Below are 13,218 nucleotides of genomic sequence, written 5' to 3'. Positions count from 1 at the left end.
TGTCTTCGGCCCCGCAGCGCACCGTCTCGGTGCTTCGCGCGCGCCGACGTCTGGGCGACCGCCGACGCTAGGCGACCCTGCACGCTCCCGCATCCGCGGTCGAGCGCGTGGTGTCGCCGCCGCCGGTCCCCGTCGCCGCGAAGGCGACGTCATCCCAGACAATAAGGTGGAAGTCATGCCCCTCTCCGTCGCCGTCTCCGGCGCATCCGGATACGCGGGAGGCGAGATCCTGCGCCTGCTCGCCGCTCACCCCGAGGTCGAGCTCCGCACGGTCACCGCGCACTCCAACGCCGGTCAGCCGCTCATCGAACACCAGCCGCACCTCCGCTCGCTGCGTCACCTCACGCTGCAGCCCTCGACGCCCGAGGTGCTCGCGGGGCACGACATCGTGTTCCTCGCCCTCCCGCACGGCCAGTCGGGTCAGTACACCGAGGCGCTCGCTGACACCGCCCTCGTCATCGACGCGGGCGCCGACCACCGGCTGACGTCGTCGGACGACTGGGATGCCTTCTACGGCGGCGACTTCCACGAGCCCTGGACCTACGGTGTGCCCGAGCTCCTCGTCGGAGGCGCGAACGGCACCGGCAAGCAGCGCGACAAGCTCGTCGGAGCCTCGCGCATCGCCGCTCCCGGGTGCAACGCCTCGACCGTCGCGCTGAGCCTCGCGCCCGGTGTCGCCGCCGGTGTCATCGACCCGAGCGATATCGTGAGCGTGCTCGCGGTCGGTCCCTCGGGCGCGGGCAAGAGCCTGAAGACGAACCTCCTCGCCGCCGAGATCCTCGGATCGGCGAACCCCTATGCCATCGGCGGGACGCACCGCCACATCCCCGAGATCCGGCAGGCGCTTCGGGGAGCGGGCGCGGCAGGCGACATCCGCATCTCGTTCACCCCCGTCCTCGTGCCGATGTCGCGCGGCATCCTGGCCACCTCGACCGCTCCGATCGCGGACGGCGTCTCCGACGCTCAGATCCGCGAGGCGTGGGAGAGCGCCTACGCGGATGAGACGTTCGTGCAGCTGCTGCCCGAAGGATCCTTCCCTCGAACGGCCGACGTCACCGGCGCGAACACCGCGCTCATGGGCCTGGCGATCGACCGGGCCGCCGGCCGTGTGGTCGTCGTGACCGCGGTCGACAACCTCGCCAAGGGCACCGCCGGTGCCGCCATCCAGTCGATGAACATCGCCCTCGGTTTCGCCGAGACCACGGGCCTGAGCGTGAACGGAGTCGCCCCGTGAGCGTCACCGCCCCCCAGGGTTTCGAAGCCGCCGGTGTCGCCGCGGGCCTGAAGTCGACCGGAAAGCCCGACGTCGCCGTCGTCGTCAACCGCGGCCCGCTCAAGGTCGGCGCCGCGGTGTTCACCTCGAACCGCGCCAAGGCGAACCCGATCATGTGGTCGCAGCAGGCGATCGCCGACGGCGTCGTCGAAGCCATCGTCCTCAACTCCGGCGGAGCGAACTGCTTCACGGGCAGCTTCGGCTTCCAGACGACGCACCAGACCGCCGAGAAGGCGGGGGAGCTGCTGGATGTCAGCTCGGGCGATGTGCTCGTCTGCTCCACGGGCCTCATCGGCACCGGCGACGAGGTGTTCCGCGCCAAGGTGCTCGAGGGCACCACGGCGGCGATCGGCTCGCTCAGTGCCGAGGGCGGCGAGGACGCCTCGCTCGCGATCATGACCACCGACTCGCGGCCCAAGCGCGCCGTCGTCTCACGGGGTGGCTGGACGATCGGCGGCATGGCGAAGGGCGCGGGGATGCTCGCACCGGGCCTCGCGACGATGCTCGTCGTCATCACCACCGACGCCGTTCTCGACGCGGCGCAGGCGGATGCCGCGCTGCGCTCCGCGACTCGCACGAGCTTCGACCGGCTCGACTCCGACGGGTGCATGTCGACCAACGACCAGGTCACCCTCATGGTCAGCGGCGCGTCGGGCGTGACGCCGGATGCCGCCGAGTTCGCCGCCGCGCTCGCCGAGCTGTGCGCCGACCTCGCCGAGCAGCTGCAGGGCGACGCCGAGGGTGCGAGCCACGACATCGCGATCGAGGTCGTCGGCGCGGCATCCGAAGAGGACGCCGTCGTCGTCGGACGCTCGGTCGCCCGCAACAATCTCTTCAAGGCCGCGATCTTCGGCAACGACCCGAACTGGGGCCGGGTGCTCGCCGCGATCGGCACGACCGATGCGGCCTTCGACCCCTACGACGTCGACGTCTCGTTCAACGGCGTGCGGGTGTGCACCGCCGGCGGGCCCGACCGCCCGCGTGAAGAGGTCGACCTGACGCCCCGCGCGACGCGCATCCTCATCGACCTGAAGTCGGGCGATGCCACGGCGACGATCCTCACGAACGACCTCACGCACGACTACGTCCACGAGAACAGCGCTTACTCCTCATGAACGACATCGACCTCCAGTACACGACCCCCGAAGAGGCGGCCGCCAAGGCGGGCGTCCTCATCGAGTCGCTGCCGTGGCTGCAGCGCTTCCGCGATCAGATCATCGTCATCAAGTACGGCGGCAACGCGATGGTTTCTGAGGAGTTGCAGGAGTCGTTCGCGCAGGACATCGCTTACCTCCGCTTCGTCGGCGTGAAGCCCGTCGTCGTCCACGGCGGCGGCCCGCAGATCTCGAAGATGCTCAACCGACTCTCGATCGAGAGCGAGTTCAAGGGCGGCTACCGGGTCACCAGCACCGAGGCGATCGATGTCGTCCGGATGGTGCTGACCGGGCAGATCAACCCGCAGCTCGTCGCCCGCATCAACGCGTACGGCCCGTTCGCCACCGGCCTGTCGGGCGAGGATGCCGGTCTGTTCGGCGGTCGCCGGCGCGGCGTCGTGATCGACGGCACCGAGCACGACCTCGGGCACGTCGGCGATGTCGTGGAGGTCGACCCGCAGCCGGTGCACGATCAGCTCGACGCCGGACGCATCCCGGTGATCTCCTCGATCGCACCCGATCTCGACAACCCCGGTCATTCGCTCAACGTGAATGCGGATGCCGCAGCCGCTGCACTCGCGACGGCCCTCGGCGCCACGAAGCTCGTCGTCCTCACCGACGTGCCCGGCCTCTACGCCGACTGGCCCAACCGCGACTCGCTCGTCTCCCATCTGACGTCGACGGACCTGCGCGCGATGCTGCCGAAGCTCGAGTCGGGGATGATCCCGAAGATGCAGGCATGCCTCGACGCGGTCGACGGGGGAGTGGACACGGCGGCCATCATCGACGGACGCCAGCCCCACTCGGTGCTGGTCGAAGTCTTCACAGCACAGGGAATCGGTACGGAGGTGGTGGCGGGATGACGAACCCGACGATCCAGCAGACAGCGCCCACATGGGCGGATGACGTCGATCGCGACCTCGTCCGCAGCGCCGGCGCACGCCTGGCGCTGCTCGAGCGCGGCGAGGGCGCGTACGTCTGGGATGTCGACGGCAAGCGCTACCTCGACTTCCTGGCCGGCATCGCCGTCAACTCGCTCGGACATGCTCACCCCGTGTTCGTCGAGGCGGTCTCGCGTCAGGCAGCCACCTTGTCGCACGTCTCGAACTACTTCGCCACGCCGCCGCAGCTCGAGCTCGCGGCGAAGCTCAAGCGTCTCGCGGGCACCGGCGATGCCGGTCGCGTCTACTTCGGCAACTCCGGCGCCGAGGCGAACGAGGCGGCGTTCAAGCTCGCGCGTCTGCACGGCGGAGCCGAGCGCCCCCGCATCCTCGCGCTGAAGGATGCGTTCCACGGTCGCACGATGGGCACCCTCGCCCTCACCGGCAAGCCGCAGATGCAGCAGCCGTTCGAGCCGATGGTTCCCGGCGTCGAGAGCATCGACTCGACGATCGAGGCTCTCGAGGCCGCGATCGACGACCGCGTCGCAGCCCTGTTCGTCGAGCCCATCAAGGGCGAGGCCGGGGTCATCCCGCTGCCCGAGGGCTACCTCGCGGCGGCGCGTGAGATCACGAAGCGCCACGGCGCGCTGCTGATCATCGACGAGATCCAGACCGGTGCCGGGCGCACCGGCGCGTGGTTCGCCTTCCAGCACGCCGGCATCGAGCCCGACGCGATCACGGTCGCCAAGGGCATCGGCGGCGGCTTCCCGATCGGCGCACTGATCACCTTCGCGAGCGCGAGCGACCTCTTCTACCCGGGCACGCACGGCTCGACGTTCGGCGGCAACCCGCTGGGCACCGCGGTGGCGTCGGCGGTGCTCGGCGAGATCGAGAACGGCGGGCTCGTCGAGGCCGCCGCAGCTCACGGCGCACGCCTGCGGCAAGTGCTCGAGACGATCGACTCGTCGCTCGTCGAGGGCGTGCGCGGACAGGGTCTGCTGCTGGGCGTCGGGCTGCGGCATCCGGTCGCCGGCGCCGTCGTCGCGGCGGCGCAGGAGCACGGCCTGATCGTCAACGCCGCCAACGACCGCACCGTGCGGATCGCTCCGCCGCTCACCATCGGCGACGTCGAGATCGACGAGTTCGCCGAGCTTTTCACCGCCGCGCTGCGCACCGTCGAGTCGGCCCTGCTTCTCGAGAACACGACCACGGAGGAATCCGCATGACCCGCCACCTGCTCCGCGACGACGACCTGAGCCCGGCCGAGCAGGCCGAGGTCCTCGATCTCGCCCTCTCGCTGAAGAAGGACCGCTGGAAGCTGAAGCCCCTCGAGGGTCCGCAGACCGTCGCGGTCATCTTCGACAAGTCGTCGACCCGCACGCGCGTCTCGTTCGCCGTCGGCATCGCCGACCTCGGTGGCTCGCCGCTGATCATCTCGACGGCCAACAGCCAGCTCGGCGGCAAGGAGACCCCGTCCGACACCGCGCGCGTGCTCGAGCGCCAGGTCGCCGCGATCGTCTGGCGCACGTACGCGCAGGCAGGTCTCGAGGAGATGGCTCGCGGCACCCGCGTGCCGGTCGTCAACGCGCTGAGCGACGACTTCCACCCCTGCCAGCTGCTCGCCGACCTGCTCACCATCCGTGAGCACAAGGGCGACCTCGCCGGGCTCACGCTGTCGTTCTTCGGCGACGGGCAGTCGAACATGGGTCACTCGTACGTGCTCGCGGGCGTGACCGCGGGCATGCACGTTCGAGTCGCGTCTCCCGAGGGGTACGGCCCGCGTGAGGATGTCGTCGCCGACGCGCAGCGCATCGCGGCACAGACGGGCGGATCGGTCACGATCCTCGTCGACCCGCTCGAAGCAGCATCCGGCGCCGACGTCATCGTGACCGACACGTGGGTGTCGATGGGCAAGGAGGAGGAGAAGATCGCACGCATCCGCGATCTGGGTGCGTACAAGGTGACGCAGCAGACGATGGATGCCGCCGCCGACGGGGCGATCTTCATGCACTGCCTGCCCGCCGACCGGGGCTACGAGGTCGACGCCGACGTCATCGACGGCTCGCACAGCGTCGTCTGGGACGAGGCCGAGAACCGTCTGCACGCGCAGAAGGCGCTGCTGGTCTGGCTGCTGCGTCAGCAGTGACCGCGGAGCGGTGAGGAGCGGCCGGTGCCGGGGATGAGCGCGATGCTGCGGCGCCGCCCGCTGTTCGCGCCCTCGCGCATCGACGGCATCGACCTCGCTCGCGGCCTCGCCGTGATCGGGATGCTCGCGGCGCACCTGCTCGCGATCCCCGACTTCGATTGGACGATCCCCTCCTCGTACGAGGGGATCGTCCACGGGCGCTCGTCGATCCTGTTCGCAACGCTCGCGGGCGTCTCGATCGGGCTCATCAGCGGCGGACCGGTTCCGCTGCGCGGGCCACGACTCGAGACGGCCCGTCTGCGCCTGCTCGTGCGGGCCGGAGCGATCTGGGTGATCGGCGTGCTGCTTCTCTTCCTCGCGGTGCCGGTGTACGTCATCCTTCCCGCCTACGCGCTGCTGTTCGTGATCGCTGCCGCGGTGCTGCCGCTGCGGGCACGCACGCTGCTCATCGCGGCCGCGGTCGTCGGGCTCGTCGCGCCGTTCCCGCAAGCGGCGATCGACGGCCTGTCGTTCTGGTCGACACCCGAGGGGGTCGACGTCTCGAACGCTGTCGGATGGCATTACCCGTTCCTGACCTGGATGGCGTTCGTCCTCGCGGGCATGGGGGCGGCGCGCCTCGACCTGCGCTCGCGCGCGACGCCGCGGTTCCTCGCGCTTGCGGGGCTCGCCCTGACCGCTGCCGGGGCCGCTCTCGACATCGTGTGGGGGCGCTCCGAGGTCTTCGGACAGACCCCGTGGACCGGGGAAGCCCACTCATCCGGGCTGTTCGAGGTGATCGGATCCGGCGGGTTCGCCCTCCTCGTCATCGGCGTGTGCGTGCTCGTGTGCCGGACGCCCCTCACGTGGGTCGCGCTGCCGCTGCGCGCCGTGGGCTCGATGCCGCTGACCGCGTACTCGGCGCAGATCGTCGTATGGGCACTCACCCGGCCCGCCGCCGAGCCGGGCGTCTTCGAGCTCGACTCCTACCGAGCCCTCGATCCGTTCTGGCCGATGACCCTCGGCATCATCGTCGGATGCACGGCCTGGGCGCTCGCCGTCGGACGCGGTCCCCTCGAAGCCGGCATCGACGCACTCGCCCGGCTGACGGTGCGCGGGCGCGTGGAGGCGCCGGGCACAGCGATGCCGCCCCGATAGGCTGGAGCGATGAGCGCAGACACGTCAGGCGGCACGAACTCCGGGGCTCTCTGGGGAGCCCGCTTCGCCTCGGGCCCCGCGCCCGAGCTGGCCCGCCTGAGCCGATCGACGCACTTCGACTGGACGCTCGCCGGATACGACATCGCCGGATCTCACGCTCACGCGAAGGCGCTCGCCGCCGCCGGGTACCTCACGCCCGACGAGGAGAGCCGCATGCACGCGGGGCTCGACTCGGTGCTCGCCGCCGTCCGCGACGGATCGCTGCAGCCAGCCCCCGGCGACGAAGACGTGCACGGCGCCTTGGAGGCCGCCCTCATCGCGACCGTCGGGCCGGAGCTCGGCGGCAAGCTGCGCGCCGGTCGCAGCCGCAACGACCAGATCGCCACGCTCGTGCGCCTGTACCTGCTCGATCACGCCGAGGTCATCGCCCGCGACATCCTGCGGGTCATCGACGCCATCGTCGGTCAGGCCGAGAACCACTCCCGCGCGATCATGCCCGGCCGCACCCACCTGCAGCACGCGCAGCCGGTGCTGCTCGCCCACCACCTGCAGGCCCACGCCTGGCCGCTGCTGCGCGACCTGGAGCGCCTGCGTGACTGGGCGGCGCGCGCGCGGATCTCTCCCTACGGCGGGGGAGCGCTCGCCGGTGCGACCCTCGGTCTCGACCCGCAGCTCGTGGCCACGGAGCTCGGCCTCGAGCGTCCCGCCGATAACTCGATCGACGGGACCTCCTCGCGGGATGTCGTGGCCGAGTTCGCTTTCATCGCCGCGATGATCGGCGTCGACATCTCGCGGTTCGCCGAAGACATCATCATCTGGAACACCCGCGAGTTCGGCTTCGTCACGCTCGATGACGGCTACTCGACCGGGTCGAGCATCATGCCGCAGAAGAAGAACCCCGACATCGCCGAGCTCGCTCGCGGCAAGGCCGGTCGTGTGATCGGCAACCTCTCGGGCCTGCTCGCGACCCTCAAGGCGCTGCCGCTCGCGTACAACCGCGACCTGCAGGAAGACAAGGAGCCGGTCTTCGACTCGATCGAGACGCTCGAGGTGGTCTTGCCCGCGTTCGCCGGCATGGTCGCGACGCTCCGCTTCGACGTCGACCGGATGGCCGAGCTCGCGCCGCAGGGGTTCTCGCTCGCGACCGATGTCGCCGAGTGGCTCGTCAAGCGCGGTGTGCCGTTCCGCGAGGCGCACGAGATCTCGGGCTCGCTCGTGCGGCTCTGCGAGGAGCGGGGCATCGAGCTGCATGAGGCATCCGATGACGACCTCGTCTCGGTCTCGGAGCACCTGGCTCCCGAGGTCCGCGAGGTTCTGTCGCCCGAGGGATCGGTCGCCAGCCGCGACGGCATCGGCGGAACCGCGCCGGTGCGGGTCGCCGAGCAGCGTGCGGCACTGATCGCTCAGGCTCAGCACGCCGTGCGGGTGTGGCAGCTCTGACATAAGCGATCATCTGATATCAGGCATTCATCAGCTGATGACTGATATCCGCGGGATATAAGTGCTAGCCTGATCTGCATGACCGTTGCTGTCATCGCCGACATCGTCGGCTCTCGCCTGCTCGACGATCGCAGCCGCACCCAGGCGCAGATCGAAGCAACGATGGCCGAGGTCGATCGCGCCCTTCCCGTCGCCGTGACCCCGATGCGTGCCACGTTCGCCGACGAGTTCCAGGCGGTCTTCGACGAGCTGGATGACGCGCTGGCCTGGCTTCTGCTCCTGCAGCTGTCGCTGCCCGACGAGGCGTCGCTGCGCTTCGGGGTCGGTGTCGGCGACGTCGGCTCGGTCGCATCCGAGAGCTCGGACATCTCCGACGGGCCGGGGTGGTGGCGGGCGCGCGAGGCGATCGAGCAGGTGCACGCGATGCAGGACCGCGCGGTTCCGCGCGCCCGCATCCGCATTGTCGGAGGGGAGGACGAGGATGTCGCCATGGCCGACCGCATCCGCTTCGCCAACGCCTACGCGCTCGCCCGCGACGAACTCGTCGGGGCGATGTCGGCGCGCGCGCGGCGCCTGACCTACGGCCGCTGCCTCGGTCGCACCCAGGGCGCTCTCGCGAAAGAGGAGGGCATCACCCAGTCGGCCGTATCGCAGCTGCTGGCGTCATCCGGAGCTCCCGCGATCGTCGCCGGGTACACGGCCCTGACGGAGCGCTCGTCGTGATCGGCGCGGGACTCATCCTTCTCGCGGTCGGCGGGCTCGACCTCGCCCGCAAGCGGCTGTCGGGCGCGAAGCTCGGGATCGTGCTGGTGGTCCTCGGCGCGGCGCTGCTGCCGCTCGCGGCCTGGGCGGGCGCCGCGGCCTGGTGGTTCGCGGCGATCGCCGTCGCGGCCGGGTGGGCGGCGGTCACCTCGACGCGCGAGCCCAATCGGTGGGGACTGTGGCCCGCGGCGCTCCTGGCGGTCGTCGTGGCCGTGGCGGTCGCCCTCATCGGGGTGCGCGATGGCCAGGGGCCGCTCGAGAGGATCTGGCCGATCGACTCGCCGCTGGGCGTCGTGAGCCTCGACCTCGCCATCGCGCTGGCGGGCGCGTTGGTGTTCCTCGTCGAGTCGGGAAACGTCATCGTGCGGGCATCGCTGCGGGGCGGTGTCGTCGCCGCCGAAGCGGCGAACGAGCTGAAAGGCGGGCGCATCATCGGCCCTCTCGAGCGCGTGCTGGTCTTCGCCCTCACCCTCACCGGGGCGTTCACTCTGCTGGCCGCCGTGCTCGCGGCGAAGGGCATCGTCCGCTTCCCGGAGATCTCGCGCGACCACGACGGGGGCGACCGCGCCGAGTACTTCCTCGTCGGAAGCCTCGTCAGCTGGGTCGTCGCCCTCGGCGCGGCCTTCCTCATCTGGTGGGGCACCGCCGCCTGACCGTCATCGAGGCGGGTCGCGCCGTGCGCCGCTGACTCTTGTCGTGCTGAGCGGCGTTCGTCATGCTCAAGGCATGGCGAAGATGGAGCATTTCGAGATCCCGGCCGACGACATCGCGCGCGCCCGGGAGTTCTACCGAACCGTTCTCGGGTTCGACTACGAGCCGTGGGGAGATGACATGGGCGTGCTCCGGCAGCCCGATGGCGAAGGCGTCAACGGCGACCTGCACAAACGGTCTGCCGTGCCGCATCCGACAGTCGTCTTCACCGTCGACCGCATCGAAGACGTCGTGGCCGCGGCGGTTGCAGCGGGCGGCGAACAGGTCGGTGAGATCCAGGCTCTCGGCGACGACGCGCGCTGGGTCTACTTGCGAGACTCCGAGGGCAATGTGATCGGTCTGTACGACCAGGTCTCGGCGAGCTGACTCGCGTGCCGTCGTCAGGCTCAGACGCCAGCTCGGGGCGGCGAAGCCGCCCCGAGCGCCTCTCAGCCTGTCGGCGGGACGACTCAGGCTGATTCCTGACAGGTCGGACCTGCCCGACCAGCCGCGCCGTGCGCCGCTGATAACCTGAAGCGCGTGTCTGATGAAGCCCTGACGACCGCCCCCGTGGCGCTCGATCCCGCGTTCGAGAACGTGTGGGACGAGCTGGTGTGGCGCGGTCTCGTGCATGTGTCCACCGACCAGGAAGCGCTGCGAGAAGCGCTCGGCGGAGACCCGATCACGTATTACTGCGGCTTCGACCCGACGGCGGCATCCCTGCACCTCGGTCACCTCGTGCAGCTGCTGACGCTCCGCCGCCTGCAGCTGGCCGGTCACAAGCCCCTCGGTCTCGTCGGCGGCTCGACGGGCCTCATCGGTGACCCGCGCCCGACCGCCGAGCGCACGCTCAACTCGCGCGAGACCGTCGCCGAGTGGGTCAACCGGCTGCGCGGTCAGATCGAGAAGTACCTCAGCTTCGAGGGCGAGAACGCCGCTCGCATGGTGAACAACCTCGACTGGACGGCGCCGCTGTCGGCGATCGACTTCCTGCGCGAGATCGGCAAGCACTACCGCGTCGGCACGATGCTGAAGAAGGATGCCGTCGCCGCGCGCCTAAACTCGGATGCCGGCATCAGCTACACCGAGTTCAGCTACCAGATTCTGCAGGGGCTCGACTTCCTCGAGCTCTACCGCCAGTACGGCTGCACGCTGCAGACCGGTGGATCGGACCAGTGGGGCAACCTCACCAGCGGCACCGACCTGATCCACCGCGTCGAGGGCACCTCGGTGCACGCGTTCGGCACGCCGCTGATCACCAACAGCGACGGCACGAAGTTCGGCAAGAGCGAGGGCAACGCCATCTGGATCGACGCCGAGCTCACGAGCCCGTACGCGTTCTACCAGTTCTGGCTCTCGACCGCGGATGCCGATGTCGTCGAGCGTCTGAAAGTGTTCACGTTCCTCAGCAGCGCCGAGATCGCGGACTACGAGCGCCTCGTCGCCGACGAGCCGTTCCGCCGTGCCGCGCAGAAGCGTCTGGCGTTCGAGGTCACCGCGACGGTGCACGGTGTCGACGCGACGGCCAAGGTCATCGCGGCATCCGATGCACTGTTCGGCCAGGGCGACCTGACCGCTCTCGACGCCGCCACGCTGCGCTCGGCCCTGCAGGAGCTTCCGCACGCCACCGCGTCGGCCGGCACCTCGGTCGTGCAGCTGCTCGTCGACACCGGGCTCGTCGGCAGCCTGTCGGAGGCCCGCCGGGCCATCGCGCAGGGCGGCGTCTCGATCAACGGTGCGAAGGTCGACGACGAGTCGGCCGTCGTCGTCGGCGATCTGCCGGGTGGTGTGGCTGTGCTGCGGCGAGGCAAGAAGACGCTCGCGGGCGTCTTCGTCGAGGACTGACTCGACCGGATGCCGTTCACCCCGAGCCACGCCGTCGTCGCGCTGGCGGTCGTTCACACACCGCTCGTGCCGGCGGCGGTGGCTGTCGGGGCGATGGCTCCGGATCTGCCGTTGTTCGCGCGCGGGATCGGCATCAGCTATGCGCAGACGCACGCGTACCCGTGGCTGACGGTCGGGATCGCGGGTGTGCTGCTGCTCGCGTGGTGGCTGCTGCTGCGCCCGGCGGTGCGCGAGCTCGGGCCGGACTGGCTGTCGAGACGGCTGCCGCAGGCGTGGGATTCCGCGGGCGGCGACGCGCTGCGAACGGTCGTGCCGGGAACGCGGCGCGGCTGGTCGGTTGCGGTCACGGTTCTGCTGGTCGTGGTGTCGCTCGCTCTCGGCGTGTTGAGTCATATCGCCTGGGATGCCTTCACCCACGAGGGGCGCTGGGGCGTCGAGCTCTTCCCCGCGCTGGCCGAGCGCTGGGGACCGTTCCACGGCTACCGGTGGTTCCAGTACGCATCGAGCGCGCTCGGCCTGCTGGGGCTCGCGGTGGCGGGGGCGTTCTGGCTGCGGAAACGGTCGTCGGCTCCGGTGCGGCGGGTGCTGCCCGGTGCCGTGCGGGTGGTCTGGTGGCTGTCGCTGCCGGTCGCGCTCGTCGCGGCGTGGCTGATCGGCCTCGCCGCGTACGGCCCGCTGACGGCGGAATGGACCGCCCAGCACCTCGCGTACCGCGTGCTGCCGCCCGCGTGCGCCATCTGGGGGCTGGTCACGCTCGTGCTGTGCGTCGTCGTGCAGGTGGCGCGTCGACGCGCTGTACGGTGAGTATCGCGGGATTCCTGCTTTCGACTGCCGTTGTCGCGCGCTGGGGTTGGGTGGTCAGTCGACTCCGCGCAGTCGATCGATCTCGCGACGTTCGCGTTTCGTCGGTCGGCCGGCGCCACGGTCGCGGACGGCGAGCATCGCCACCGGTTCGCGCGGGGGAGTGCGGTCTTCCAGGGCAGTCGCGGCGACGGGCGCACCGACGCGCTTGGTCAGCGTCTGCCGGACGACGAGGATGCGGTCGAAGCCCGCGATCCGCACCCGCAGCTCATCGCCGGGCTTCACCGACTGCGACGCCTTGACCTTTTCACCGTTGACCCGGACGTGACCGGCGCGGCACGCCGTGGTCGCGGCCGAGCGCGTCTTGTAGATCCGCACCGCCCACAGCCACGAGTCCACACGGACGGGGGCGACGGAGGCGGTCATGCGTTCCATTCTCGTCGAAGCGTCACGGGTGCTCGCCGGTGCTGGTCTCGTTCGCGCCGGCCAGGTCAAGGGAGACGACGGCGACGTGCGGCTTCGGGCGGGCGACTTCGCGGAAGCCCGCGCTGAGGAACGTGGAGAGGGCGCCGTGGTACAGCTCGTTCGAGGTGACCTTGCGACCCGCGTCCGGGTCGACCGGGTACGCCTCGACCACGCGCGCGCCGTTCTCGCGGGCGAAGGCGATCGCGGCATCGAGGAGCGCCGCGTTGAGGCCCGAGCGGCGATGCTCCTTGCGCACGGCGAAGCAGCTGACGGCCCAGACGTCCGCGTCGTCCCAGGGCTCGTCGGTCGCACCGGCATAGGCGCGGGTCTTGCTCAGTCGCACCTGGCGGGTCCGCGGCCCGACGCGAACCCAGCCGGCGGCGTCACCGTCGACGTAGGCCACGAGGCCGGGGGAGGGTGCGGCATCCACTTCGCTGCGGAACGCCGCCGCCCGTCCCTCGATGTCGGTGCGCTGGAACTCGGCGTTCGTCATCGTCCACCACTGGCACTGACACTCCCGTCCGTCACCACCGCCGCTGATGGCGTGCTGTGCGTCGCTGAAGCTGCCGGGCGTCACCGGCACGATCCTCGTCTCGGTCATGGGCCGACCGTAGCGCTCGCCACCGA

14 protein-coding genes are annotated in these 13,218 nt (G+C 70.4%); 12 read left to right on the top strand and 2 right to left on the bottom strand.

The genetic code is table 11. From position 1 onward, the window contains the following. The first annotated feature begins 175 nt into the window (after positions 1-175). The 12 genes from argC (at position 176) to ABIC53_RS07680 (ending at position 12,129) form a co-directional block, all read left to right on the top strand. Positions 176-1,234 carry an N-acetyl-gamma-glutamyl-phosphate reductase gene (gene argC / locus ABIC53_RS07735; protein ID WP_354450969.1) on the top strand — a complete coding sequence of 353 codons (1,059 nt, stop codon included), beginning with the start codon at positions 176-178 and terminating at the stop codon, positions 1,232-1,234. Further along, on the top strand, positions 1,231-2,388 hold the full coding sequence (gene argJ, locus ABIC53_RS07730; protein WP_282502310.1) for a bifunctional glutamate N-acetyltransferase/amino-acid acetyltransferase ArgJ: 1,158 nt from the start codon (positions 1,231-1,233) through the stop codon (positions 2,386-2,388). Before argC ends, argJ begins: the two co-directional genes overlap by 4 nt. Beyond that, the gene (argB, locus tag ABIC53_RS07725; RefSeq protein ID WP_094261989.1) at positions 2,385-3,290 is read left to right on the top strand and encodes an acetylglutamate kinase; all 906 of its coding nucleotides are present in this window, start codon (positions 2,385-2,387) and stop codon (positions 3,288-3,290) included. The genes argJ and argB overlap by 4 nt, the downstream gene beginning before the upstream one ends. Next, positions 3,287-4,534 carry an acetylornithine transaminase gene (locus ABIC53_RS07720; protein WP_274177575.1) on the top strand — a complete coding sequence of 416 codons (1,248 nt, stop codon included), beginning with the start codon at positions 3,287-3,289 and terminating at the stop codon, positions 4,532-4,534. The genes argB and ABIC53_RS07720 overlap by 4 nt, the downstream gene beginning before the upstream one ends. Next, positions 4,531-5,454, top strand: a complete 924-nt coding sequence (gene argF, locus ABIC53_RS07715; RefSeq protein ID WP_064956902.1) for an ornithine carbamoyltransferase — start codon at positions 4,531-4,533, stop codon at positions 5,452-5,454. The genes ABIC53_RS07720 and argF overlap by 4 nt, the downstream gene beginning before the upstream one ends. Positions 5,455-5,487: 33 nt before the next feature. Then, entirely contained in the window at positions 5,488-6,588 is a 1,101-nt protein-coding gene (locus ABIC53_RS07710; protein ID WP_354452189.1) for a heparan-alpha-glucosaminide N-acetyltransferase domain-containing protein, read from the top strand. A 9-nt stretch (positions 6,589-6,597) separates the two neighbouring features. Next, positions 6,598-8,028, top strand: coding sequence for an argininosuccinate lyase (gene argH, locus ABIC53_RS07705; RefSeq protein WP_354450966.1), 1,431 nt, complete (start codon positions 6,598-6,600; stop codon positions 8,026-8,028). Positions 8,029-8,106: 78 nt separating this feature from the next. Further along, on the top strand, positions 8,107-8,751 hold the full coding sequence (locus ABIC53_RS07700; protein ID WP_274177577.1) for a SatD family protein: 645 nt from the start codon (positions 8,107-8,109) through the stop codon (positions 8,749-8,751). After that, positions 8,748-9,443, top strand: a complete 696-nt coding sequence (locus ABIC53_RS07695) for a hypothetical protein (protein ID WP_354450964.1) — start codon at positions 8,748-8,750, stop codon at positions 9,441-9,443. The genes ABIC53_RS07700 and ABIC53_RS07695 overlap by 4 nt, the downstream gene beginning before the upstream one ends. A 73-nt stretch (positions 9,444-9,516) precedes the next feature. Beyond that, positions 9,517-9,867 (top strand): VOC family protein, encoded by a 351-nt coding sequence (locus ABIC53_RS07690; protein WP_274177579.1) that lies wholly within the window; start codon positions 9,517-9,519, stop codon positions 9,865-9,867. Positions 9,868-10,020: 153 nt separating this feature from the next. Continuing rightward, positions 10,021-11,325 carry a tyrosine--tRNA ligase gene (gene tyrS / locus ABIC53_RS07685; RefSeq protein WP_323987454.1) on the top strand — a complete coding sequence of 435 codons (1,305 nt, stop codon included), beginning with the start codon at positions 10,021-10,023 and terminating at the stop codon, positions 11,323-11,325. Positions 11,326-11,334: 9 nt separating this feature from the next. After that, positions 11,335-12,129, top strand: coding sequence for a DUF4184 family protein (locus ABIC53_RS07680; protein WP_354450961.1), 795 nt, complete (start codon positions 11,335-11,337; stop codon positions 12,127-12,129). A gap of 54 nt (positions 12,130-12,183) precedes the next feature. On the opposite strand, the gene ABIC53_RS07675 is transcribed toward ABIC53_RS07680, so the two are convergent. Continuing rightward, positions 12,184-12,552, bottom strand: coding sequence for an RNA-binding S4 domain-containing protein (locus ABIC53_RS07675; protein ID WP_354450959.1), 369 nt, complete (start codon positions 12,550-12,552; stop codon positions 12,184-12,186). 22 nt (positions 12,553-12,574) lie between these two features. Next, on the bottom strand, positions 12,575-13,192 hold the full coding sequence (locus ABIC53_RS07670) for a GNAT family N-acetyltransferase (protein WP_354450957.1): 618 nt from the start codon (positions 13,190-13,192) through the stop codon (positions 12,575-12,577). Positions 13,193-13,218 lie beyond the last annotated feature (26 nt).

The organism is Microbacterium sp. 1262 (assembly GCF_040544895.1).
Taxonomy (GTDB): Bacteria; Actinomycetota; Actinomycetes; order Actinomycetales; family Microbacteriaceae; genus Microbacterium; species Microbacterium plantarum.
The sequence above is the reverse complement of the archived record's forward strand: the minus strand, read 5'-3'. Positions and strand labels throughout refer to the sequence as shown.